Here is a 24027-nt window from a genome sequence, read left to right on the forward strand (position 1 = left end):
GCGGAACGGTGACCGGTCCTGAGGGTCAGCAGCTCTGCCAGAGGCGGGTCATGACGCGGACGCCGAAGCGCAGGCCCTCCAGCGGGACGCGTTCGTCCACGCCGTGGAACAGGCGCCCGTAGTCCAGGTCGTGCGGGAGCTTCAGCCCCTTGAAGCCGAAGCAGCGGATGCCCAGGTGGGTGAAGGCCTTGGCGTCGGTGCCGCCCGGATTGCAGTACGGGACGGGGTGGCCGTCCGGGTCCTCGGCGCGTACGGCATCGCACATCGCGTCGACCAGCGGGCCGTCGAACGTCGTCTCCATCGCGATGTCGTGGTTGACCCACTCACGGCTGACGGAGGGGAGCAGGAGCTTGTCGATCGTGTCGATCAGTTCCTGCTCGTGGCCGGGGAGGAAACGGCCGTCGACGCGGGCGGTGGCCTTCCCGGGGATGACGTTGGTCTGGTAGCCGGCGGTGAACATGGTGGGGTTCGCCGAGTTGCGGAGCACCACCTGCATGAAGTCCGCGACCGGGCCCAGCCGGGCGAGGCTCGCCTCGATGTCGTTCTCGTCGAACGCGACGCCGTAGAGCCGGGCGGCCTCCTCCAGCAGGGCGCGGACCGGTTCGATCAGCCGGATCGGGAAGGTCTCGCGGCCGATCCGGGTGAGGGACTCGGCGAGGTCGGTGACCGCGTTCTCGTCGTTGGGCGACGAGCCGTGGCCGGCCCGGCCGTTGGCGGTGAGCTCCATCCAGGCCATGCCGCGCTGGGCGTTCTCGATCGGGTACAGCCGGCGTGTGTCGTCGAGGGCGAAGGAGAAGCCGCCGCCCTCGCCGATCGCCTCGGTGACCCCGGCGAAGAGGTCGGGCCGGTGCTCGACCAGCCAGTGGGCGCCGAACTTTCCGCCCGCCTCCTCGTCGGCGAGGAAGGCGAGCACTACGTCCCGGGCCGGCCTCGTGCCGGTGCGGGCGAAGTGCCGGGCGGTGGCGAGCATGACCGCCACCGTGTCCTTCATGTCGATCGCGCCCCGGCCCCAGAGGTAGCCGTCGCGGATCTCGCCCGAGAACGGCGGGACCTGCCACTCCGAGGCGTCGGCGGGCACGACGTCCAGGTGGCCGTGGACCAGCAGGGCGCCCCGGGCGGGGTCGGACCCGGCGATCCGGGCGATGACACTGGCCCGGCCCGGGGCGGACTCGACCAGCTCGGACGCGATGCCCACCTCGGCGAGGCGGTCCACCACCCAGTCGGCGGCGGCGCGCTCGTCACTGGTCGGGTTGGAGGTGTCGAACCGGATCAGTTCGGCGCAGAGGTCCACGACCTCGGTCTGGGCCTGCTCGGAGGCGGGGGTGAGAGTCATGCTGCTCCTGCCGGAGTGGTCGCGCGGGCGGCGGGGGCGGGGCTGCTGCCGTCCTCGTCGTCCAGGGTGGAGGTGCCGTACGGCTTGACCCAGCCCAGCAGGCCGAGGGCGCAGTACAGCAGGAAGGCGGTGGCCAGCGAGTTGAGGGCCGGGATGCCGCCGTCGTAGAACTTGCCGACACAGAACGCCACGACCCAGATGACCAGGGACATCGGCACCCAGGTGGGCGAGGTCAGCGGCAGGGTCTCGGCCTCGCGGGTGTCGTCCAGCGGCTTGCGCATCCGCTTCACGACCCAGTACTCGGCGACGATGATGCCGCCGATCGGCGGGATCATCACGCCCAGCAGGGAGAGGAACTCCGTGAAGTGGGTCATGATGCCGACCGCGGACAGGAGCGTGCCGGCGATGCCGAGGACGACGGTGACCACGCCGCGGTGCAGCCGCTTGCGGAAGACGACCTGGAAGAAGTTGACGACGCCGAGCGAGGAGCCGTACAGATTCCAGTCGTTGATCTTCGCGGTGGACATCAGGACCACCATCACACCGAAGGCGCCCGAGGTGGAGAGCACGATGTGCGACACATCGCTCGACTTCACCAGGTGGCCGAGCAGCACACCGACCATGCCGACGATGTACTCGGAGAGGATCATCGAGGAGGCGCTCTGCACGAAGACGTGCGAGCCCTTCCTGTTGTAGCGGGTCATCTCCGGGGAGACGATCGCGCCGGTCATGTAACCGCCCGCGATGGCGGTGGCGGCGACGGCCAGCGGGATCGCCTCGCCGGGCGGCGGCGAGCTGATCAGCTCGCTGATCGAGTGGTCCTTCAGCGTCGTGATGATCGACCAGGCGACCATGCCGAAGAACAGCGGGGTGACGATCTTGGCGAACAGGGCCATGTACCGGAAGCCGAAGATCACCAGGCCGGTGATGGCGACGCCCGCGATCACGCACCACATCCAGGAAGGACCGCCGGCCAGCGCCGAGACGCTGTTGCCGAAGATCGTGTTCTGGACGCCGAACCAGCCGACCAGGCTGACCGCGATGACAAAGCTGACCAGCGCCGAACCGTTGCGGCCGAAGCCCGTCCAGCGGGTGAGCATCGGGGTCGCCAGGCCCTCGCGCATACCGGCCAGACCGATCGCGAAGATCACGATCTCCAGGATCACCGCGCCGAGCGTGAAGGCGAGGAACGCGTCCCCGAAGGTCATGCCGACGCCGATGGTGGCGCCCAGCGTGAACTGGGAGATCGAGCCGGACTGGGCCAGCCACTGCAGGAGCATGGACCAGAAGCCGAAGCGCTTGTCGCGCGGGACCCGCGAGAGCGCGTAGTCGTCGCTGCCGATGCTCTTGGCTTCGGGGGCCGTGGCGCCGGCCCGGTGGGCGGATGCCATCAGGACTCCTGGGTGGTGCGGCCGAGGGTCTGCAGGTGAGCCAGCGACCCGTAGCGGTGGACGAGGTTGTCGAACTCCACCGCGTCGTGGAAGTCCAGATTCCCGGCGCCGAAGGCCTTGGCGACCTCCACGGCGTAGCGGGCGGCGGACGCGATGTCGCTCTCGTGACTCGCGCCCGTCTGGCAACCCGGTACCGCGGCGGCCGACGTGACCGCGAGACCGACGACCGGAGCGGCGGTCGCGGTGGCGGGCTGGAGGATCGAATTGATGTGGTGTGCACCGTTACCGTACGGCGTGATGTCCTGGGTGGTCACCGGGTATGTGACCAACGGCTCACCGGTCACCACGGCCAGCAGCTCGCCGAGCTGCTCGCTGACCCGGAGCACCCAGCCCTCCTTGACGGTGGGCGACAGGGCGAGGCCCTTGTGGTTGATGATCCGGTTGCCCTTGGTGGTGTCGATGGAGAGCACGGCCTCCATGTCGGCGGTCACCTCGTGCCGGTTCATCGTGGCGATGTCCACGGGCGAGCCCATGAACGGCACCGGGTCGTGCGGCTCGGTCGGTGCGTCCGGGCAGATGTGGGTGGCGACGATCACGTCACCGGGCAGCACATCGCCGCGACGGCGCATGTCGAGCAGCTTGGCCGCCGTGGCGATGGCGGCGGCCGCGCCGTCGGCGTCGGAGACCAGACCGGTCACCCCGGGCCGGGCGCCGATACCGCCGAGCCGGCCCACCACGCCGAGGGTGCGGGCGCTGCCGCCCGCCGTCCGGCCGTGGGAGCCGGGGATGCGGACGAGCACGAAGTCCGTCGAGCCCTGGTCACCCGTGACGGTGGTGACCTGCGCGGACGAGCCCTCGGCCCCCGCTGAGGCGTCGAGGTACTCGACGACCGTCTTGCCATTGACCTGGGGATCGTCCAGAAGCTCGACGATGTCCAGTACGTACTTCAACATGGGGGCATTTCTCCTGATCCTGACACCCGCCCGGCGCTCGACGGGGGAGAGCGCGGGGCGGGGTGCTGAGGCAACATTCGGGATCGGATAGCGTTGAGCGCAACTGTTTCCCGTTATTTGCAATTCAGGTCTGAATGGTGAGATGACGATGGTCGAATCCGATCTGGACCGGCGTACGCCCGCCGGGGCGCTGCAAACCGTCGACCGGGCGCTCCTGGTGCTGCTCGCCTTCGAGCGCACCCGGCCCGACTGGGGCGTCACCGAGGTCGCCGAGGAGTTCGGCTGGGACACCTCCGTCGCCCAGCGGCTGCTCGCCACCCTGGCCGGCCGGGGCTTCCTGGTCTCCGACCCGGCCACCCGCCGCTACCGCATCGGCCCCGCCGTGCTGCGGCTCGGCCGGCTCTGGGAGCGCTCGGGCTCCCTGGAGCTGCTGGCCGGTCCGGTCCTGGAGGAGCTGCGCCGGACCACCGGCGACACGGTCCTGTTCTGCCTTCCGGACAGCTTCCACATGCGCTGTGTGGCCGCCGAGGAGGGCGAGGCCGGACCGCTGCGCTACTACCCGCTGGTCGGCGAGCTCTACCCGGCGCACGCGGGGGCGACCAGCAAGTCGTACTACGCGTATCTGCCCGACGAGCAGCGCCACCGGCTCTTCCGGGGCCGCCCCATGGCGCGCTTCACGGACCGCACCGTCACCGAACCGGACCTGCTGGAACAGGAGTTCCTGAAGATCCGGGCCCAGGGCTACGCCTGGACGGTCGGCGAGTACGACACCGGGATCGCCACCGTCGCCGTACCGGTGTTCCTGGGGCGCGAGCCGTACGGAAGTCTCAGCCTCGGCGGCGGGGAGGACCGGTTCCGGGGGGCGCCCGAGGACCGGCTCGACGCGCTGCGCCACGCGGCCCAACTGCTGGAGCAGCGCCTCACCCACCCGCCGCAGCGGCCGAAGCCCCGCGCCCGGCGGCCCCGCACCACCTGACCGACCCGATCCGCCCGATGCTCCCTACGTACCCGACGTACCCGACGTACCCGAGGAACCCCGTGAATCTGCTTCTGCTCTCCAACTCCACCCAGTACGGCCGTGGTTACCTGGAACACGCCCTGGACACCGTCACCGCGTTCCTCCCCGCGAACGCCCGACTCGCCTTCGTCCCGTACGCGCTCGCCGATCACACCGCGTACACCGCCCGGGTCCGCGAGGCCCTGGAGCCGTCCGGCATCACCGTGCGCGGCGTCCACGAGAACGCCGACCCGGTCGCCGAACTCGCCGCGTCCGACGCCGTGTTCATCGGCGGCGGCAACTCCTTCCGGCTGCTCGCCGCCCTCTACCGCACCGGTCTGCGCGAGGCCGTGCGCGACGCGGTACGGGACGGGCTGCCCTACATGGGCGCGAGTGCGGGGACCAACATGGCGGCCCCGACCCTGCGCACGTCCAACGACATGCCCATCGTGCAGCCGCCGTCCTTCGAGACGCTGGGCCTGGTCCCGTTCCAGATCAACCCGCACTACCTGGACCCGGACCCGGCCAGCACCCACAAGGGCGAGACCCGTGAGGAGCGGCTCACCGAGTTCCTGGAGGAGAACGACGTACCCGTGCTCGGGCTGCGCGAGGGCTCCTGGCTCCGCGTCGACGGGGACCGGGCCCATGTCCGGGGCGCCCGCCCCGCCCGGCTGTTCTCCCGCGCGGCCGAGCCCCAGGAGCTCCCGGCGGGGTCCGACGTGTCCGGGCTGCTCACGACGGCGCCGCGGTTCGACGCTCCGGTGCGCTGACCGCGGTCCGTGCGTCGTCCGGGGCCGGTGCGTCGTCCGCGCTGCTCGCCAGGAGCACCGGGTGCGCGGAGGGTCGCTGCGAGGGCAGGAACGCCGCCAGCACCAGGCCGACCAGCACCGCGCCCGTGGCGATCAGGAACGAGATCCGGAACCCCTCCATCGACGGCACCTGGACCGAGCCCATCGGCACGGAGGTGTTGGCCAGCACCATGCCGATGACGGCGCTCGACACCGACGTACCGATCGAGCGCATCAGGGTGTTCAGGCCGTTGGCCGCGCCGGTCTCCGACGGGTCGACGGCCCCGATGATCAGGGCGGGCAGCGAGGAGTAGGCGAGGCCGATCCCGGCGCCGAGCACCACCGAGATCAGCACGGTCTGCCAGGCGGCGCTGAGCAGCCCGAGCCCGGCCCCGTAACCGACCGCGATGACCAGCATGCCGAGCATCAGCGTGACCTTGGGGCCGCGGCGGGCCGAGATCCGGGCGTAGAGCGGGGCGACGAACATCATCGTCAGACCGAGCGGGGCCACGCAGAGCCCGGCGACCACCATGGACTGCCCGAGGCCGTATCCGGTGGACGTGGGCAGCTGGAGCAGTTGCGGCAGGACCAGGGAGACCGCGTAGAAGGCGACCCCGACCATGATCGAGGCGAGGTTGGTGAGCAGCACCTCGCGGCGTGCGGTGGTCCGCAGATCGACGAGCGGCGCCGGGGTGCGCAGTTCGAACCGGCCCCACAGCAGCAGGGTGGCGACGGACGCGGTGAGCAGCCCGAGGGTCGGGGCCGAGGTCCAGCCCCAGTCGCCGCCCTTGGTGACCGGCAGGAGAAGAAGGACCAGGCCGAGCGAGAGCCCGAAGGCGCCGATGAAGTCGAAGGTGCCGGGCGCGCGCAGCGGCGGTTCGGGGACGAGCGTGTACGTGAGCACCATCGCGAGCACGCCGAGAGCGGCCGAGCCGAGGAACAGGGCGTGCCAGTCGGCGTGCTGGGCGACCAGCGCGGCGGCGGGCAGGGCGAGGCCGCCGCCCACCCCGATCGAGGAGCTCATCAGAGCCATCGCCGAGCCGAGCTTCTCGCGCGGCAGCTCGTCGCGCATGATGCCGATGCCGAGCGGGATCGCGCCCATGGCGAAGCCCTGGAGCGCGCGGCCGGTGATCATCACGATCAGGTCGTCGGTGGACGCGCAGATCAGCGAGCCGACCACCATGACGGCGAGGGAGGCGAGCAGCATGCGCCGCTTGCCGTAGAGGTCGCCGAGCCGGCCCATGATCGGCGTCGACACGGCGCCGGCGAGCAGGGTGGCGGTCATCACCCAGGTGGCGTTGGCCGGGTCGGTGCTCAGCAGGACCGGCAGGTCCTTGATGACCGGGACGAGCAGGGTCTGCATGACCGCGACGGTGATACCCGCGAAGGCGAGGACGGGCACGATGGGGCCGGAGCGCGCTGGTCGCGGCTCGGAGAGCTCCCCGGTGTGCCGTATCTGTTTCGTCCGTCGCATACGTGGGGCCTCCGGGCAGCGTCGACCACCCGGGCTCCCCCCAAGTGTGTGCAGGGTGAACGCTTCTGGGCGGCGCTTCTATTCCGGCCCGGATCGGCAGTCTCCTGACCTTCCGTCAGATTGAAACGTGTTCTACTCTTGCGCCGTTCCAGTGGCTGCGACCGGCGAGGACTCGCATGGGCATCGGCACAGGCAGCGGTACCGGCACAGGCAGCGGTACCGGCATAGGCAACGGTATCGGTATCACCGAGGACCACCGCGCGCTGGCGCACTCCGTACGGGGGTGGCTGGCCCGCGCCGCACCACCCGGCGACGTGCGCAAGCTCCTCGACGCGGGGAGCCCGGCCGCCCCCGGCGTCCGCCCCGCCCACTGGGAGGCGCTCGCCGCGCAGGGGCTCACCGGCGTCCATCTTCCCGAGGCGTACGGGGGTGGCGGCGGCGACCTCCTCGACCTCGCCGTCGTCCTGGAGGAGGCCGCGTACGCCTCGCTGCCCGGCCCGTACCTCACGACCACGCTCACCTCCGCCGTGCTCCACCGCGCGGTGGCCGCCGGGGCCGGGGCGCTGGGCGGCCCGCTCCGGGAGCTCGCCGCGGGGGACCGCACCGCGGCCGTCGCCCTCACCCCCGGCACCCTCACCGCCACCCCGGCCCCGGGCGGCCACCGGCTCGACGGCACCGCCCCGCCCGTCCTGACCGCCGACGCGGCCGACCTGCTGCTCCTCCCCGCCGCCGACGCGTCCGGCGATGTGCGCTGGTTCCTCGTGGACGCCGGGGCCGACGGGCTCACCACGCGCCCGCACCGCAGCGCCGACCCGACCCGCCCCACGGCCGAGGTGCGCGCCGCCGCCGTCCACGTCCCCGCGCACCGGGCCGTGCCGGTGGCCGATCCGGCGCTCGTCGGCGACCTGGCCGCCGTCCTCCTCGCCGCCGACGCCTGCGGAACCGCCGCCCGCAGCCTGGACACCGCCGTCGAACACGCCACCGTACGGGAGCAGTTCGGGCGGCCCATCGGGGCGTTCCAGGCGGTCAAGCACCTCTGCGCCGACATGCTCGTCCGCCTCGAACAGGCCCGCGCCCTCACCTGGGACGCCGCCCGCGCCGCCGGTGAGGAGCCCGGGGCACGCGGGCTCGTCGCCGCGCTCGCCGCCGCCACCGCCCCCGAGGCCGCGTACACCTGCGCCAAGGACGCCATCCAGATCCTCGGCGGCATCGGCTTCACCTGGGAGCACGACGCCCACCTCCGGTTGCGCCGCGCGGTCCTCGCCCGCCAGCTCCTCGGGTCCGCCGACACCCACCGGCTGCGGGCCGCCCGCCTCGCCGAGGGCGGGGCCCGCCGCGAACTCTCCCTCGAACTCCCCGCCGATGCGGCCCGCCACCGCGCCGAGGCCCGGCCGTATCTCGCCGCCGCCCGGGGCCTGGCGCCCCGCGAGGCCCGCCGGGTCCTCGCCGCCACCGGCTACGCCGCCCCGCACCTGCCCGCCCCGTACGGGCTGGGCGCGGGACCCGTACAACAGCTGGCGATCCAGCAGGAGTCGAGCGAGCAGGCCATCCGGCTCAGCGATCTCTCCATCGCCACCTGGGTGGTGCCCTCGCTCATCGCGTACGGCACCGAGGAGCAGCGCGAGCGCTATCTGCCCGCGACCCTGCGCGGCGACCTCCAGTGGTGCCAGCTCTTCTCCGAACCCGACGCCGGCTCCGACCTCGCCGCGCTGCGCACCCGCGCGGTGCGGACCGACGAGGGCTGGCGGATCACCGGGCAGAAGGTCTGGACGAGCGCCGCCCGCACCGCCGACCACGGCATCCTGCTGGCCCGCACCGACCCGGACGCGCCCAAGCACCGCGGGCTCACCTACTTCCTGGTCGACATGAAGAGGACCCGGGGCATCGACATCCGTCCGCTGAAGGAGATCACCGGCGAGGCCCTCTTCAACGAGGTCCACTTCGACGACGTCCTGCTGCCCGCCGACGCCGTCGTCGGCGAGATCGGCGGCGGCTGGCGGGTCGCCCGCAACACCCTCGGCAACGAACGCGTCCACATGGCCGACCAGATGACCTTCGACAGCGGACTCGAAGCCCTGATCGCCCGCTCGGCCGGGCTGGACGACGCGACCCGGGCGCGGATCGGCGCGCTCGCCGCCGAGGCCCACGCGCTCGCCTGCACCGGGCTGCGCACCACGCTCCGGCAGGTCTCCGGCCGCGAACCCGGCGCCGGGGCCTCCGTACGCAAACTCGTCCAGACGCTCCACCAGCAGAAGGTCGCCGAACTCACCCTCGAACTCCTCGGCCCGGACGGCGCGGTGGACGAACCGTCGGCGGGCGAACGGGCCCTGCACGGCTTCCTGATGTCCCGCTGCCTGACCATCGCGGGCGGCACCACCCAGATCCAGCTCAACGTCGTCGCCGAACGGATCCTCGGCCTCCCCCGGGACTGACCACAGGAACGAAGAAGGGACTCCCCCTATGAAGGCCTACATCGTCGGCGTCGGCATGACGAAGTTCGAGAAGCCCGAGACCCGCGACTGGCAGTACTGGGACATGGTCCGCGAGGCGGGCACCGCCGCCCTGGCCGACGCCGGGGTCCGCTACGACCAGGTCGAACAGGTCCCCGTCGGCTACTGCTTCCAGGCCTCCACCGCCGGGCAGCGGGCCGTCTACGAACTGGGACTGACCGGCGTCCCCGTCTACAACGTCAACAACAACTGCGCCACCGGCTCCACCGCCCTGATGCTGGCCCGGCAGTTCGTCGAGGGCGGCGGCAGCGACTGCGTCCTCGCGGTCGGCTTCGAGAAGATGGCCCGGGGGTCGCTGGGCGGCGGCTCCGACGGCGGCGACTTCGCGACCTCGCCCGTCGCCCGGCACTACGGGATCATGGCCGCCGGCCACGGCTTCGAGATGTCCCCGCCCACCGCCCAGATCTTCGGCAACGCGGCCCGGGAGCACATGGAGCGGTACGGGACGACGCCCGCGCAGCTCGCGGCGGTCGGGGCCAAGAACCACCGGCACTCGGTGAACAACCCGTACGCCCAGTTCCAGGACCCGTACACGGTCGAGGAGATCCTCGCCGCCCGCACCGTCCACCGCCCCCTCACCAAACTCCAGTGCTCGCCCACCTCCGACGGGGCGGCGGCGGCCGTCGTCGTCTCCGAGCGGTTCGTCGAGCGGCACGGCCTGGGGGAGCGGGCGGTGGAGATCGCCGCCCAGGCCATGACCACCGACACCGAGGCCTCCTTCGCCTCCGGCAGCTGCATCGACGCGGTCGGCGCCCCGATGTCCCGGGCCGCCGCCCAGCAGGTCTACACCGCCTCCGGCCTCGGCCCGGACGATCTCGACGTCATCGAGCTGCACGACTGCTTCTCCGTCAACGAGCTCCTCACCTACGAGGCGCTGGGCCTGTGCGGCGAGGGGGAGTCCGGCAAGCTCGTCGAGTCCGGGGCGACCACCTACGGCGGGCGGTGGGTGGTGAACCCGTCCGGCGGGCTGATCTCCAAGGGCCACCCGCTGGGCGCCACCGGCATCGCCCAGGCCGCCGAGCTGACCTGGCAGCTGCGCGGCGAGGCCGGAGCCCGCCAGGTCCCCGGAGCGCGGACCGCCCTCGCCCACAACATCGGCCTCGGCGGAGCGGCGGTGGTCACGCTGCTGCGGCGCGGCTGAGGCGCCGGGGGCTTTCGGGGCCAGGAGTTTCCAGGGTTCCCGGGGCCAGGGGGCCTAGGTCCTGCGACCGGCGACCCCGGCCCGGGACCTGGATCCGATACCCGATGTACGGGCCGTTCGCCGCCTGGGACCATGACCTTCATGCCCGACGTCTCCGCGCCCGTCTCCGCCCCGCCCGCCTCCTCCCGAATACGGCCCAGCACCTGGGCCGTCGTGCTCGCCGCCTGCACCGGCCAGTTCCTCGTCGTCCTCGACGTCTCCGTCGTCAACGTGGCGCTGCCCTCCATGCGGGCCGACCTGGGGCTGAGCCCGGGGGGCCTCCAGTGGGTCGTCAACGCCTACTCGATCGCGTTCGCCGGGTTCATGCTCCTGGGCGGGCGGGCCGCCGACATCTACGGGCGCAAGCTGATGTTCCTCGTCGGGCTCGGCGTCTTCACCGCCGCCTCCCTCGCGGGCGGCCTCGCCCAGGAGGGCTGGCAGCTCCTCGCCGCCCGCGCCGTCCAGGGCCTCGGGGCCGCCGTCCTCGCTCCCGCCACCCTCACCATCCTCACCGCGGCCGTGCCCGAGGGCCCGGCCCGGACGAAGGCGATCGGCACCTGGATGGCGGTCGGCGCGGGCGGCGGCGCGGCCGGCGGGCTCATCGGCGGGGTCCTCACCGACGCCCTCTCCTGGCGCTGGGTCCTCCTGATCAACGTCCCCATCGGGGCCCTCGTCCTGATCGCCGCCGCCCTGCGGATCACCGAGGGCCGCGCGGGCGACCGCCGCCGCATCGACCTGCTGGGCGCGGTCCTCGTCACCGCGGGCCTCGCCGCCGTCGCGTACGGGATCGTCCAGACCGAGGCCGAGGGCTGGGCGGCCGCCGCCACCCTCGTGCCGCTGCTCTCCGGAATCGCGCTGCTGGCCGTCTTCGTCCTGGTCGAGGCGCGGACCGCCGTACCGCTGATCCCGCTGCGCGTGTTCTCCGTACGGGCGGTGTCATCGGCCAACGTATCGATGCTGCTCATGGGGTCGGCGACCTTCTCCATGTGGTACTTCATGACCGTGTACGCGCAGAACGTCCTGGGCTACACGCCGTTGCAGGCCGGTCTCGCGCTGATGCCGACCTCGGCCGCCGTCATCATCGGCTCCAAGCTGGCCCCCCGCCTCATGGTGCGCACCGGGGCCAAGAGCCTCGCCGTCACCGGGGTCCTGATCACCGCCGCGGGCTTCGGCTGGCAGTCCACGATGGGCGTGGAGGGCTCCTACCTCACCGCGATCATGTTCCCCGGAATCCTGATGATGGCCGGGGCCGGGCTCGCCTCCACCCCGCTCGCCACCCTCGCCACCTCCGGCGCGGAGCCGGGTGACGCCGGACTCGTCTCGGGCCTGGTCAACACCTCCCGGACCATGGGCGGTGCGCTGGGCCTCGCGGTGCTCTCCACGGTCGCCGCGGCGCGCACCGCGGGCTCCGGCGACGCGGCCGAGGTCACCGCCGGATACGCGCTCGCGTTCCGTACGGCGAGCGGGGTGCTGCTGGCCGGGGTGATCGTGATGCTGATCTGGCTGCCGAACCACCGCACGCCCCGCCGCGAGCGTCGAACGAAAGCAGCGATCTGACGCGACGTCAGTAGTCTTCCCAACTTCCGGGGCCTGCGTTATACATGGGCCATCGGCTAGAACGCGTTCTAGAAGGGGCGTGTCCTGCCGGTCACCGCACGACCTCGGTGCGGCCGACGGTGCGGACGGCCGTGCCGAGGTCTTCCCGTCATCGAGGACCGTCAAGGACCACCAAGGACCACCAAGGGACCAAGGACCAAGGATCATCAAGGAGCTGCTCCGTCATGCCCATTGATGCCTCGGCGGCCCTCGCCGCCGAACCCCGCCGAGCCGAGATCGGCTGGGACCACAAGGACGTCCAGCTCTACCACCTGGGTCTCGGCGCGGGCACCCCCGCCACCGACCCCGACGAACTGCGCTACACCCTGGAGTCCCGGCTCCAGGTGCTGCCGAGCTTCGCCACCGTCGCGGGCGCGGGAACGGCCGCCTTCGGCGGTATGGGCGCGCAGGGCATCGACGTGGACCTCGCCGCCGTCCTGCACGGCGGGCAGTCCGTACGCGTCCACCGCCCGATCCCGGTGACCGGCCGCGCCGTGCAGACCTCGAAGGTCGCGGCGGTGTACGACAAGGGCAAGGCCGCCGTCATCGTGCTGCGTACCGAGGCGGGCGACGACGACGGGCCGCTGTGGACCAACGACGCCCAGATCTTCGTACGCGGCGAGGGTGGCTTCGGCGGCGAACGCGGCCCGTCCGACCGGCTCGCCCCGCCGGACCGGGACCCCGACCGCATGGTCGAGCGGACCGTCCGCGAGGACCAGGCGCTGCTCTACCGGCTCTCCGGGGACTGGAACCCGCTCCACGCCGACCCCGCCTTCGCCAAGCTGGCCGGCTTCGACCGGCCGATCCTGCACGGGCTGTGCACGTACGGCATGACCCTGAAGGCCGTCGCCGACACCCTGCTGGACGGCGACGTCTCCCGGATCGCCGCCTACCGCACCCGTTTCGCCGGAGTGGTCTTCCCCGGCGAGACCCTCCGTATCCGGATGTGGGCCGGGGACGGCCGCGTCCAGGTGACGGTCACCGCCGCCGAACGGGACGACGCGCCGGTCCTCGCCGACACGCTCGTCGAACACTCCTGAACACATCAACACCACGATGAAGATGGCGATTTGAGGGGAGCCGTACCCATGCGCGCAGCCGTACTGCACGAGATAGGCCAGGAGAAGCTCGAAGTCCTCGACGACGTCGAGGCGGTGGGCTTCGGCCCCGGGAAGGTCAAGCTCCGCATCCGCGCCACCGGCCTCTGCCACTCCGATGTCTCCGCGATGAGCGGCGTCCTCCCGCAGCCCGCCCCCTTCATCCCCGGCCACGAGGGCGCGGGCGAGGTCGTCGACATCGGCGACGGGGTGACCGGGCTGAGCACCGGCGACCGGGTCCTGGTCTGCTGGCTGCCCGCCTGCGGGGCCTGTCCGTCCTGCAAGCGCGGCCAGACCCAGCTGTGCCTCGCCGGCTTCATGAACGCGGGCACCCCGAACTTCAAGCGCCCCGGCGGCGACGTCTTCGGCTTCGCGGGCACCGGCACCTTCACCGAGGAGGTCGTCGTCGGCGCGGGCTGCGCGGTGCCGATCCCCGACGACGTACCGTTCGAGATCGCCGCCCTGATCGGCTGCGGGGTCACCACCGGCCTCGGCGCGGCCATCAACACGGCGAAGGTGGAAGCCGGTTCGTCGGTCGCCGTGATCGGCTGCGGCGGCGTCGGCATCTCCACCATCCAGGGCGCCCGGGTCCAGGGCGCGGCCCAGATCATCGCCGTCGACCCGGTCGCCTCCCGCCGCGAGGCCGCCCTCCGCTTCGGCGCCACCGAGGCCGTCGCCCCCGACGGACTGGCCGACGCCAAGCAGCGGATCACCGGCGGCGAGGGCTTCGACTACGTCTTCGAGGTCGTCGGCAAGTCCGCCACCGCCCGCACCGCCTACGAGCACACCCGCCGCGGCGGCACCCTGTGCGTCGTCGGCGCCGGGGCGATGGACGACAACTTCCAGGTCAACATGTTCGAGCTGTTCTTCGACGAGAAGCGGATCCTGCCCTCGATGTACGGGGGAGGGGACGTCCTGCGCTCCTACGAGCGGGCCATCGCGCTCTGGCGGGCGGGCCGCATCGACCTGGAGTCGATGATCACCCACCGGGTCCGGCTGGACGGGGTCAACGACGCCCTGGACCAGATGCGCACGGGCGAGTCGCTGCGTACCTGCATCGAGCTCTGAACCCCGCCCGCATCCAAGGAATTCGAGGACCGTGATGTCACTTCCCCTCCCGCTGGACGGCCTGTCCGCGATCGTCACCGGCGCCGGCCGCGGCCTCGGCCGGGCCGAAGCCCTCGAACTGGCCCGTCTCGGCGCGGCCGTCGTCGTCAACGACTACGGGCAGCCCGGCCGCGACGGCTCAGGCGAGGCGTCCGCCGCCCCCGCCGAGGAGGTCGCCGCCGAGATCCGCGCGGCCGGCGGCCGGGCCGTCGCCCACCTCGGCGACGTCTCCGACCACGAACAGGCACGTGCGCTGGTCGAGTCGGCGATCTCGGCCCACGGCCGGCTCGACATCCTGGTCAACAACGCGGGCATCCTGCGCGACCGGATGATCTTCTCGATGACCGAGGAGGAATGGGACTCGGTCGTCCGCGTGCACCTCAAGGGCCACTTCAACACCACCCACTTCGCCGCCGCCCACTGGCGCGCCCGCTCCAAGGAGACCGGCGGGCCGGTCTACGGGCGGATCGTCAACACCTCGTCCGAGGCGTTCCTCGCGGGCTCGGCGGGGCAGCCCAACTACGCGGCGGCCAAGGGCGGCATCGTCGGCCTCACCACCTCCACGGCGCTCGCCCTCGCCAAGTACGGCGTCACCGCCAACGCCATCTGCCCGCGCGCCCGGACCCGCATGACCGAGGACGTCTTCGCGGGCTTCCAGGAACCGGCGGACGGCACCCTCGACCCGCTGGCGCCCGAGCATGTCTCCCCGCTCGTCGGCTATCTCGCCTCACCGGCGGCGGCCGGGGTCAACGGTCAGCTGCTCGTCGTCCACGGAGGCATGGTCGCCGTCGTCGAACGGCCCCGGGTGGCCGCGCAGTTCGACGCGGCGAAGGAGACCTTCACCTTCGCGGAGCTGGACGAGCTGCTGACCCCGTACTACGCGGACCGGCCCCCGAACGAGACCTTCGCCGCCGCGGAAGTCCTCGGTCTGAAGCGGCGGTAGCGACGGGGGCGGGCCGCACAGCAGAGGGCCCGGACCGGCTGTCCGCCGGTCCGGGCCCTCTCCTGCTCGCCTGTCGCGCGGCTCAGGCCGCCCTGGCTTCCTCTTCGGCCGGCCGGCGGTGGCGGCCGTGCGGCTGCACCGACGTGTTCTCCGCCGACGCACCCCCTCGGTGCTTTCCGGAACCGCCGGTTCCGGCCCCGTGGTCCGCCCCCGTCGGGCGCTGCTGGGTCGTGTCGGTCCGTGCTTCGGACATGTGGGAAGTCACCCCGTTGTGATCGCTTACCTGTGTCGCACCTACGTGTGTCGCAAGCCCCGCCACCGCCCCCCGACGCGGTCACCGTCGGTACCCGCGCGGTACGGCCGCGTAGCCCAGGGTCACGAGTCTAGTCAGATCGAACGGCTCCGTGCAGAGGCGCCTGCCCCAACGGAACGGGCTTGCACACAGCAGGAGCGGCGACGGCGGCGGACGGTTCCGTTCCGCCCTCACCGCCCTGCGCGGGGCCGGTCCCGGAGGAGGGTTCCCCGTCCTCCGGGGCGTCCAGCAGCGCCACGCCGCAGGGCGTCGCCCCGTTCGCGTACGGGAGGTGCAGCACCCCGTCCCGGCTCCAGTATCCGGCCCCCGGAGCCCAGCCCAGCGGGGCCGCGAACTGGTGCAGCCGCCGGCCCGCCGGACGCCAGACGCCCACCCAGCTGCCCGCCGCCCCGTCGATCCGCAGCGCCACCGCGCAGCTCTCCGGCATCAGCATCTGGCCCGGCTGCACCGCGAACGGTGTCACCGCCACGTCCGCGAGGCGCAGGCACTCCGGGAACCTGACCGGCAGACAGCTCCCCAGCACCCCCCAGCCGAGCCGGTCGTGGCCCGGGGCGTCGGAGCGGAGCAGCAGCAGCCCGCTGTCGGCGTCCGCGAGCAGCAGCCGGTCATTGCTCTCCGGCGCGATCTGGAGCAGCGGCGTCACCTCGGCCCCCCGCCCCAGGTCGACGGCGACCGCCTTGACCGGTCCGCCGCCCGGCGCCTGCCGGTCCAGCGCCAGTATCCGGCCCGCCCGGTCCAGCCACACCCCGCCCGAGCAGCGCCCGGGGATCCGCGCGACCTCCTCGGGTCCGAACGCGCCGCCCGCCACCAGCCAGAGCGACGCCTCGTGCTCGCCGGCCGCCAGGGCGTACACGCACCGGCCGTCCGGCGACGGCGGCAGCAGGACCATCTCCGTGGACTCGACCGCGCCCAGCGGGAGTTCGCCGGTCCCGGGCCCGGTCGGGTAGAGCAGCGAGAACATCTGCCGGTCCGCCACCCGCCGCCGGATCAGCACCCGCCCGTCGGCCAGCGGCACCACCTGGGAGTCCGGCTCCTCGGGCTGGTCGAGCGGGAGAGGCACCGCATACGGCTCGGGCCCGTCCAGCGTCCACCGCTCCGGATACCAGGCGCGCTCGCCCGGCGGGCCGGGAGCCGCTGTGAGCCGGGCGGCGTACGCCCCGTCCGCGGTCAGCGTGAAGCCGCCGGGAAGCGGCGCGACGTCGGCCGGCATCACGGTGGCGCTCGCGGCGGACGACGGTTCCGGTTCCTCGTCCGCGGTGGATCCGGGCAGGGCGGAGCCGTCCGTCCCGGCGGGCACTCCGGGCGCGCCGGACTCTTCCAGCTCTTCCGGATCGGGTTCCGCTCCGGGTTCCGCTTCGGGGTCCGCCGTCGTGGCGGCCCCGGCGGTTCCGTCCTCGATGGCACAGGCAGTCATGGACTCGTCACCTCCGGCTACGAAAGCTAGTTTTCGCACTTCCAGCCGAACAACACGAGCCACCGCACTTCACACATAAGGGTGGTGATGCCCGGATTCTCCTGAGGTGACAGGGGTGAGTGTGCTGTCGGGAGGTGGCCGTGGCTATGGTTAGGCAGCCCTAACCGAATACCCGTGCCCCCTCGCACGTATGTGGACCACTGGAGCAAGCGATGTCCCTCCGACCCCGCGGTACCGCCGCAGTCGCCCTGGCCGTGGCGGCCGCCCTCTCCCTGTCGGCCTGCGGGGGCGGTGACGGCGGGGACGCGGACGCGGCGAAGTCCGACGCGGGCGGCGGCAAGAAGGCAGCCGTCGCCACGGGCGGCAAGGACTTCGCGGACGCGGCGAAGAAGACGGCGGCGTACGGCACCGACGCCGCGGCCGGCGAGTTCCCCCGTACGGTCACCCACGCCATGGGGAAGACCGAGATCAAGGCCGCCCCCAAGCGCGTGGTCGTGCTGGACGTCGGCGAGTTCGACAACGTCGTCTCGCTGGGCCTGAAGCCGGTCGGCTACGCCCCCAGCGAGGGAGACGCGGCCATCCCCTCGTACCTGAAGAAGGACGCGGGCGAGCCGAAGAGCGTCGGCACGATCAACAGCCTCAACCTCGAAGCCATCGCGGGCCTCCAGCCGGACCTGATCCTCGGCAGCCAGCTCCGCGCCGCGGACAAGTACGACGAGCTGTCCAAGATCGCCCCCACCGTGTTCTCCATCCGCCCGGGCTTCACCTGGAAGGAGAACTACCTCCTCAACGCCCAGGCGCTGGACCGCACGAAGCAGGCCGAGGCGAACCTCGACGCGTACCGGGCGAAGGCGGCGAAGCTGGGCGAGGACATCGGCTCCGACAAGCCGACCGTCTCGATGGTCCGCTACATGCCCGACCGCCTCCGGCTCTACGCCAAGGCCTCGTTCATCGGCACGATCCTGGAAGACGTCGGCCTGCCGCGTCCCAAGAACCAGCAGATCAACGACCTCGCCGCCGAGATCAGCCCGGAGAAGATCGACGAGGCGGACGCCGACTGGATCTTCACCGGCGTCTACGGCGACGCCAAGGCCACCCAGCGCGACACCGCCCGCTCCAACCCGCTGTGGAAGAACCTGAAGGCCGTCAAGGAGGGCCGGGCCAAGGACGTCTCCGACGAGACCTGGTACCTGGGCCTCGGCGTCACCTCGGCCGAGCTGGTCCTCGACGACCTCCGCGCCGACCTGGTGAAGTAGCCGACCTGGTGAAGTGGCCGATCCGGTGAAGTGGCCGACCTGGTGAAGCAGCCGCCTCCTCGGCTCTCCGGCGACGGCCGGTGAAGTAACGATTCGTGTCCGGCCGCCGGTCCTGGCGTACAGGTCCGGCGGCCAGGGGCGGCGGACCACGCCGGACAGGTAGCCTTTGACCCGTGCCCCGTCTGTCTGAAGTCATCGCCGCACTCGACGCCCTCTGGCCCCCCGAGCGGGCCGAGGGATGGGACGCGGTCGGGACGGTCTGCGGTGATCCGGACGCGGAGATCGACCGGGTGCTGTTCGCCGTCGACCCCGTCCGCGAGATCGCCGACGAGGCCCTGGAGCTCGGCGCCCAGCTGATCGTCACCCACCACCCGCTCTATCTGCGCGGGACGACGACGGTCGCCGCCGACACCTTCAAGGGCAAGGTCGTCCACACCCTCATCAAGCACGACATCGCACTCCACGTCGCGCACACCAACGCCGACACCGCCGACCCCGGCGTCTCCGACGCCCTGGCCGGCGCCCTCGACCTGCGGATCACCGGCCCCCTCGTGCCGGATCCCTCCGACCCCGAGGGCCGCCGCGGACTCGGCCGGATCTGCGAGCTCGACCACCCCGAGACCCTGGCCGACTTCGCCGCCCGGGCCGCCGCCCGGCTCCCCGCCACCGCACAGGGCATCCGGCTGGCCGGCGACCCGGAGGCGCTCGTGCGCACCGTCGCCGTCAGCGGCGGCTCCGGCGACAGCCTCTTCGACGCCGTGCGCGCCGCCGGGGTCGACGCCTTCCTCACCGCCGACCTGCGCCACCACCCGGCGTCCGAGGCCGTGCGGCACTCGCCGCTCGGCCTCGTCGACGCCGCGCACTGGGCCACCGAATGGCCCTGGTGCGAGCAGGCGGCCGCCCAGCTCGACGCGCTTTCCGACCGCCACGGATGGGACCTGCGGGTCCACGTCTCGAAGCAGGTCACCGACCCCTGGACCACCCACCATTCCTCTGGAGCCCCCAACTGAACGCCGCGCCCGCCGACCAGATCCGACTTCTCGACGTCCAGGCCCTCGACCTCCGTCTCTCCCAGCTCTCCCACAAGCGCACCTCGCTGCCGGAGCACGCCGAGATCGAGCAGCTCAGCAGCGACCTCGCCCAGCTGCGTGACCTGCTGGTCGCCTCCACCACCGAGGAGAGCGACACCACCCGCGAGCAGACCAAGGCCGAGCAGGACGTCGACCAGGTGCGTCAGCGCGCCGTCCGCGACCAGCAGCGCCTGGACTCCGGCGCGGTCTCCTCGCCCAAGGACCTGGAGAGCCTCCAGCGCGAGATCGTCTCGCTCGCCAAGCGCCAGGGAGACCTGGAGGACGTCGTCCTGGAGATCATGGAGCGCCGCGAGGGCGCCCAGGAGCGGGTCGCCGAGCTGACCGAGCGGGTCGCCGCCGTCCAGGCCAAGGTCGACGACGCCACCGCCCGCCGCGACGCCGCGACCGCCGAGCTGGACGCCGAGGCCGCCACGGTGACCAAGGACCGCCAGGTCGTCGCCGAGGTCATCCCCGCCGACCTGCTGAAGCTGTACGACAAGCTCCGCTCCCAGCAGGGCGGGGTCGGCGCCGCCCGGCTCTACCAGCGCCGCTGCGAGGGCTGCCGGCTCGAGCTGAACATGGCCGAGGTCGGCGACGTGCGCGCCGCGTCCCCCGACACGGTCCTGCGCTGCGAGAACTGCCACCGCATCCTGGTCCGCACCTCGGAGTCGGGCCTGTAATGAGCGTCGCCCGCCAGGTGGTGGTCGAGGCCGACGGCGGATCCCGGGGCAACCCGGGGCCCGCCGGTTACGGCGCGGTCGTCATCGACCCGGCCACCGGCGAGCCCCTCGCCGAGGCCGCCGAGTACATCGGCGTCGCGACGAACAACGTCGCCGAGTACCGGGGCCTGATCGCCGGTCTGACAGCCGCGAAGGCGCTCTTCCCGGACGCGGGGGACACGTTGCGCGTCCACGTCCGGATGGACTCCAAGCTGGTCGTCGAGCAGATGTCGGGGCGCTGGAAGATCAAGCACCCCGACATGAAGCCGCTGGCGGCCCGGGCCGCCGCGGTCCTGCCGCCGTCCTCGGTGACGTACGAGTGGATCCCGCGCGCGCAGAACAAGCACGCGGACCGGCTCGCCAACGAGGCGATGGACGCGGGCCGCGACGGCAGGCAGTGGGAGGCGTCCGCCTCCACGGCCGCCCTCGACGCCCCGGCCCGCGGCACCGTGAGCACCCCGCCGACGCCCGCCCAGGGCCCGCCCGGCGACCAGGTCGCGGGTGCCGCCAAGGCCCGTGCGGCCCTCGCGGCCGCACGCGGCGCGAGCGCCCCGGCGGCCGACACGCTCTTCTCCGTGCCGGAGGCGGCCGTGCCGGAGGCAGCCGTGCCGGAGGCAGCCGTGGCTGAGGCGGTCGCGCCGGAGGAAGCCGTACCGGGGACAGCCGTTCCGGAGGCGGCCAGGGCTCGTTCCGATGCCGCCGGATCCGCGCCGGAAACGGCCGGAAGCAGTCCCCAGGCCACCGGAGCCTCGCAGCCCGGCTGGGGTTCGGCCCCCGACCTGGGCGCGCCCGCCACGCTCGTCCTGCTCCGGCACGGCGAGACCGCGCTCACGCCCGAGAAGCGGTTCTCCGGCAGCGGCGGCACCGACCCCGAGCTCTCCGCCACCGGCCGTGACCAGGCCGAACGGGCCGCCGGGCACTTCGCGGCCCTGGGCACCGTCCAGGAGATCGTCAGCTCCCCGCTGCGCCGCTGCCGCGCGACCGCCGCGGCCGTCGCCGCCCGCCTCGGCCTCGACGTCCGGATCGACGAGGGCCTGCGCGAGACGGACTTCGGCGCGTGGGAGGGACTGACCTTCGGCGAGGTGCGGGAGCGGTACGGGGACGACCTCACCGCCTGGCTGGCCTCCCCGGACACCGCCCCGACCGGCGGCGGCGAGAGCTTCGCGGAGGTCGCCGAGCGGGTCGCGGCCGCCCGGGACCGGATCGTCGCCCGGTACGCGGGCCGCACGGTCCTGCTCGTCACCCATGTGACCCCGATCAAGACGCTCGTCCGGCTCGCCCTGGGGGCACCGCCGGAGGCGCTGTTCAGGATGGAGCTGTCGGCGGCCTCGATCTCCACGGTCGCCTATTACGCCGACGGCAACGCCTCCGTACGCCTGCTCAACGACACCTCCCACCTGCGCTAGCGGCGGACGCGCGTGGGCTGGTCGACGGGGCTCCTCGGGTTCGCCGCCGGGCTGCTGATCTCGGTGGCCACCGCACCGGTCGGCGTGTCGGGTGCGGTGTTCCTGCTGCCGGTCCAGGTCAGCGTGCTCGGGGTGCCCAGCCCGGCGGTCACCCCGACCAATCTGCTCTACAACGTGGTGGCGGGCCCCGGGGCCCTGCTGCGGCACCACAGGGCCGGCACCCTGCGGGGGCCGCTGACCCGGCTGCTCGTCCTGGGCACCGTGCCCGGGGTCGTCGCCGGCGCGGTGATCCGGGTGTTCGCGGTGCCGGGCCCGTCGGTGTTCCGGCTGCTCATCGCCGTCCTGCTGCTGCCGCTGGGCAGCTGGCTCTGCCTGCGCACCCTGCGGCGCGCCTCCCGTACGGCCGACCCCGAACGGGAGCCCTCGCCCCGCGCCGTCACCCGGCTGGCCATGGTGGTCGGCGTCGTCGGCGGGATCTACGGGATCGGCGGCGGCTCACTCCTCGGCCCGATCCTGGTCGGGCGCGGCATGCCGGTGGCGAAGGTCGCCCCGGCCGCGCTCGCCGCCACGTTCGTGACCTCGGTCGTGGGCGCGGGGACGTACGCGCTGCTGTCCCTGACCACCACCGGCGACATCGCTCCGTACTGGTCCCTCGGCCTGGCCTGCGGCCTCGGCGGACTGTGCGGGGGCTACCTGGGCGCCCACCTCCAGCCCCGCCTCCCGGAGACGGCGCTGCGGCTGCTGCTGGGGGTGCTGGCGCTGGGCATCGGCGGGCTCTACGCCGTACAGATCCTGCGCTGAGGGCGTCCTCGCGGGGTTACGGGGCGAGCGCCGCCGCCTCGGCCGCCAGACGGGCCACCCGGTCCCAGTCCTTCGCCGCCACCGCGTCGCCCGGCACCATCCAGCTGCCGCCCACGCAACCGACGTTGGGCAGCGCGAGGTACGACGGCGCGGAGGCGAGCGAGATACCGCCGGTCGGGCAGAACCGGGCCTGCGGGAGCGGCGCGGACAGGGCCTTCAGATAGGCCGTGCCGCCCGCCGCCTCGGCCGGGAAGAACTTCATCTCCCGCACCCCGCGCTCCAGCAGGGCCACCACCTCGGAGGTGGTCGAGACACCGGGCAGGAACGGCACGCCGGACGCCTTCATCGCCTCCAGCAGCGCGTCCGTCCACCCCGGGCTGACCAGGAACCGCGCCCCGGCCCCGACCGTGTCCCGTACGTGCTGCGGCGAGATCACCGTGCCCGCGCCGACCACCGCGCCCGGGACCTCGGCGGCGATGGCCCGGATCGACTCCAGCGCGGCGGGCGTCCGCAGCGTCACCTCGATCGCCGGAAGCCCGCCCGCCACCAGCGCCCGCGCCAGCGGCACCGCGTCGGCGGCGTCGTGGAGGACGACGACGGGGACGACGGGCGCGAGGTCCAGCACGGAGGCGTCGGACGGGGCGGAGGGCGCGGCGGACGGCACGGAGGAGGTCATGGGGCCATCCTGCCGCGAGCAAGTCAATATCTGCAACGAGCGTTGCGCACTGTGCAACGCAAGCAAGCTCGCTTGCTTCCCCTCGGCCGGTCAGTGAATCTCCGTCACCACCACGTCCAGCGACCACGGCCGTCCGGCCCGTGCGGGGGCCGCGGCCTCCACCACGTACCCGAGGTCCCGCAACACCTCCACCAGCTCCGCCGGACCCTTGGGCCGCGCGCCCGCCAGCAGCAGATCGCGCACCAGCCGGCCCTTGGTCGCCTTGTTGAAGTGGCTCACCACGGACCGCTTCTCCACGCCGCCCACCAGCTGCGCGTGCAGCACCCGCACGCTCGCCGTGCGCGAGGCCACCTCGCCCTTCGGCTTCCACGCCGCCGTGTACGCGGAGGACCGCAGGTCCAGGACGAGCCCGTCCCCGGCGGCCTCGGGCAGCACGGTCTCCATCGGGGTGCGCCAGTACGCGCCGAGCGCGCCGAGACCGGGCAGCTTCACCCCCATCGAGCAGCGGTACGGCGGAATCCGGTCGCCGATCCGGACCGCGCCCCACAGCCCCGAGAAGACCAGCAGCGACGAGGCCGCCCGCCGCCGGGCGGCCGTCTCCAGCGAGGCCAGGTCGAGGGCGTCGTACAGCACGCCGGTGTAGAGCTCCCCGGCCGGACGGGTTCCGGCGGTGCGCAGCTCGGCGTTCTTGCCGACCTCGCCCCGCAGCCCCACGCTCAGGCCCAGCACCTCACGGGCCTTCTCCTCGTCCGCCTGGCACAGCTCGACCAGCTCGTCCAGCACCGCCGCACGGGCCGGGGCGAGCCCCGGGAGCGACAGCGACTCCGGCTTCAGGGAAGCCCCGCGCCCCGAGGCGGCCTTTCCTTCGGAGGGCGGCAACAGCACGAGCACGGCGGTTCTCCTTCGTACGTACGGCGCAAGCGCGGACCCGGGCGGCGTGCGGGCTCTCCGGGTCCCCGGCAAGGGTACGGGGACGGGCGGGCACCTCCCGTACGGCGACGGC

At 72.9% G+C, this 24027-nt stretch carries 20 protein-coding genes; 13 read left to right on the forward strand and 7 right to left on the reverse strand.

Annotated elements, in window-relative coordinates; translation table 11 throughout:
* Nucleotides 1-25: 25 nt before the first annotated feature.
* From ACIQPT_RS11065 to ACIQPT_RS11075, 3 genes are read right to left on the reverse strand one after another with little or no spacing between them, the layout of a single operon-like run.
* A complete protein-coding gene (locus tag ACIQPT_RS11065; RefSeq protein WP_401154817.1) occupies nucleotides 26-1333 on the reverse strand; it encodes a M20/M25/M40 family metallo-hydrolase in 1308 nt (435 codons plus the stop codon).
* Nucleotides 1330-2724 (reverse strand): cytosine permease, encoded by a 1395-nt coding sequence (locus ACIQPT_RS11070; RefSeq protein WP_401154819.1) that lies wholly within the window; start codon nucleotides 2722-2724, stop codon nucleotides 1330-1332. The genes ACIQPT_RS11065 and ACIQPT_RS11070 overlap by 4 nt, the downstream gene beginning before the upstream one ends.
* On the reverse strand, nucleotides 2724-3677 hold the full coding sequence (locus ACIQPT_RS11075) for a DUF1177 domain-containing protein (protein WP_401154821.1): 954 nt from the start codon (nucleotides 3675-3677) through the stop codon (nucleotides 2724-2726). Before ACIQPT_RS11075 ends, ACIQPT_RS11070 begins: the two co-directional genes overlap by 1 nt.
* Nucleotides 3678-3825: 148 nt before the next feature.
* Here ACIQPT_RS11075 and ACIQPT_RS11080 point away from each other — a divergent pair, with 148 nt between their 5' ends.
* The gene (locus ACIQPT_RS11080; protein WP_401155157.1) at nucleotides 3826-4653 is read left to right on the forward strand and encodes an IclR family transcriptional regulator; all 828 of its coding nucleotides are present in this window, start codon (nucleotides 3826-3828) and stop codon (nucleotides 4651-4653) included.
* A gap of 62 nt (nucleotides 4654-4715) precedes the next feature.
* Nucleotides 4716-5444 (forward strand): dipeptidase PepE, encoded by a 729-nt coding sequence (gene pepE, locus ACIQPT_RS11085; protein WP_401154823.1) that lies wholly within the window; start codon nucleotides 4716-4718, stop codon nucleotides 5442-5444.
* Here pepE and ACIQPT_RS11090 read toward each other — a convergent pair.
* Entirely contained in the window at nucleotides 5407-6936 is a 1530-nt protein-coding gene (locus tag ACIQPT_RS11090) for an MFS transporter (RefSeq protein WP_401154825.1), read from the reverse strand. The genes pepE and ACIQPT_RS11090 overlap by 38 nt on opposite strands.
* A 176-nt stretch (nucleotides 6937-7112) precedes the next feature.
* Here ACIQPT_RS11090 and ACIQPT_RS11095 point away from each other — a divergent pair, with 176 nt between their 5' ends.
* The 6 genes from ACIQPT_RS11095 (at nucleotide 7113) to ACIQPT_RS11120 (ending at nucleotide 15369) form a co-directional block, all read left to right on the forward strand.
* A complete protein-coding gene (locus ACIQPT_RS11095; protein WP_401154827.1) occupies nucleotides 7113-9368 on the forward strand; it encodes an acyl-CoA dehydrogenase in 2256 nt (751 codons plus the stop codon).
* Nucleotides 9369-9396: 28 nt separating this feature from the next.
* Nucleotides 9397-10587, forward strand: coding sequence for a lipid-transfer protein (locus tag ACIQPT_RS11100; protein ID WP_401154829.1), 1191 nt, complete (start codon nucleotides 9397-9399; stop codon nucleotides 10585-10587).
* Between the two features lie 132 nt (nucleotides 10588-10719).
* Complete coding sequence (locus ACIQPT_RS11105) at nucleotides 10720-12183, forward strand: MFS transporter (RefSeq protein WP_401154831.1); 1464 nt, start codon at nucleotides 10720-10722, stop codon at nucleotides 12181-12183.
* Between the two features lie 224 nt (nucleotides 12184-12407).
* Nucleotides 12408-13262, forward strand: coding sequence for a MaoC/PaaZ C-terminal domain-containing protein (locus tag ACIQPT_RS11110; protein WP_401154832.1), 855 nt, complete (start codon nucleotides 12408-12410; stop codon nucleotides 13260-13262).
* Between the two features lie 48 nt (nucleotides 13263-13310).
* A complete protein-coding gene (locus ACIQPT_RS11115) occupies nucleotides 13311-14387 on the forward strand; it encodes a Zn-dependent alcohol dehydrogenase (RefSeq protein WP_401154834.1) in 1077 nt (358 codons plus the stop codon).
* Nucleotides 14388-14421: 34 nt separating this feature from the next.
* Nucleotides 14422-15369: a 3-oxoacyl-ACP reductase gene (locus tag ACIQPT_RS11120; RefSeq protein WP_401154835.1), complete on the forward strand. Its 948-nt coding sequence runs from the start codon at nucleotides 14422-14424 to the stop codon at nucleotides 15367-15369.
* A gap of 383 nt (nucleotides 15370-15752) precedes the next feature.
* Here ACIQPT_RS11120 and ACIQPT_RS11125 read toward each other — a convergent pair whose 3' ends face one another.
* Nucleotides 15753-17096 (reverse strand): hypothetical protein, encoded by a 1344-nt coding sequence (locus ACIQPT_RS11125; RefSeq protein ID WP_401154836.1) that lies wholly within the window; start codon nucleotides 17094-17096, stop codon nucleotides 15753-15755.
* A gap of 212 nt (nucleotides 17097-17308) precedes the next feature.
* On the opposite strand from ACIQPT_RS11125, the gene ACIQPT_RS11130 reads away from it, so the two are divergent.
* The 5 genes from ACIQPT_RS11130 (at nucleotide 17309) to ACIQPT_RS11150 (ending at nucleotide 22348) form a co-directional block, all read left to right on the forward strand.
* Nucleotides 17309-18352 carry an ABC transporter substrate-binding protein gene (locus tag ACIQPT_RS11130; protein ID WP_401154838.1) on the forward strand — a complete coding sequence of 348 codons (1044 nt, stop codon included), beginning with the start codon at nucleotides 17309-17311 and terminating at the stop codon, nucleotides 18350-18352.
* 173 nt (nucleotides 18353-18525) lie between these two features.
* Nucleotides 18526-19362 (forward strand): Nif3-like dinuclear metal center hexameric protein, encoded by an 837-nt coding sequence (locus tag ACIQPT_RS11135; RefSeq protein WP_401154840.1) that lies wholly within the window; start codon nucleotides 18526-18528, stop codon nucleotides 19360-19362.
* A complete protein-coding gene (locus tag ACIQPT_RS11140) occupies nucleotides 19359-20102 on the forward strand; it encodes a zinc ribbon domain-containing protein (protein ID WP_401155158.1) in 744 nt (247 codons plus the stop codon). The genes ACIQPT_RS11135 and ACIQPT_RS11140 overlap by 4 nt, the downstream gene beginning before the upstream one ends.
* Nucleotides 20102-21547: a bifunctional RNase H/acid phosphatase gene (locus ACIQPT_RS11145; RefSeq protein ID WP_401154842.1), complete on the forward strand. Its 1446-nt coding sequence runs from the start codon at nucleotides 20102-20104 to the stop codon at nucleotides 21545-21547. Before ACIQPT_RS11140 ends, ACIQPT_RS11145 begins: the two co-directional genes overlap by 1 nt.
* A gap of 12 nt (nucleotides 21548-21559) precedes the next feature.
* On the forward strand, nucleotides 21560-22348 hold the full coding sequence (locus ACIQPT_RS11150) for a TSUP family transporter (RefSeq protein ID WP_401154844.1): 789 nt from the start codon (nucleotides 21560-21562) through the stop codon (nucleotides 22346-22348).
* Between the two features lie 16 nt (nucleotides 22349-22364).
* Here ACIQPT_RS11150 and eda read toward each other — a convergent pair whose 3' ends face one another.
* Nucleotides 22365-23024, reverse strand: a complete 660-nt coding sequence (gene eda / locus ACIQPT_RS11155; protein WP_401154846.1) for a bifunctional 4-hydroxy-2-oxoglutarate aldolase/2-dehydro-3-deoxy-phosphogluconate aldolase — start codon at nucleotides 23022-23024, stop codon at nucleotides 22365-22367.
* A 90-nt stretch (nucleotides 23025-23114) separates the two neighbouring features.
* Complete coding sequence (gene yaaA, locus ACIQPT_RS11160) at nucleotides 23115-23915, reverse strand: peroxide stress protein YaaA (RefSeq protein ID WP_401154848.1); 801 nt, start codon at nucleotides 23913-23915, stop codon at nucleotides 23115-23117.
* Nucleotides 23916-24027: the final 112 nt, after the last annotated feature.

Origin of the sequence: Streptomyces sp. NPDC091289 (assembly GCF_044757365.1) — a bacterium.
Lineage (GTDB): Bacteria > Actinomycetota > Actinomycetes > Streptomycetales > Streptomycetaceae > Streptomyces.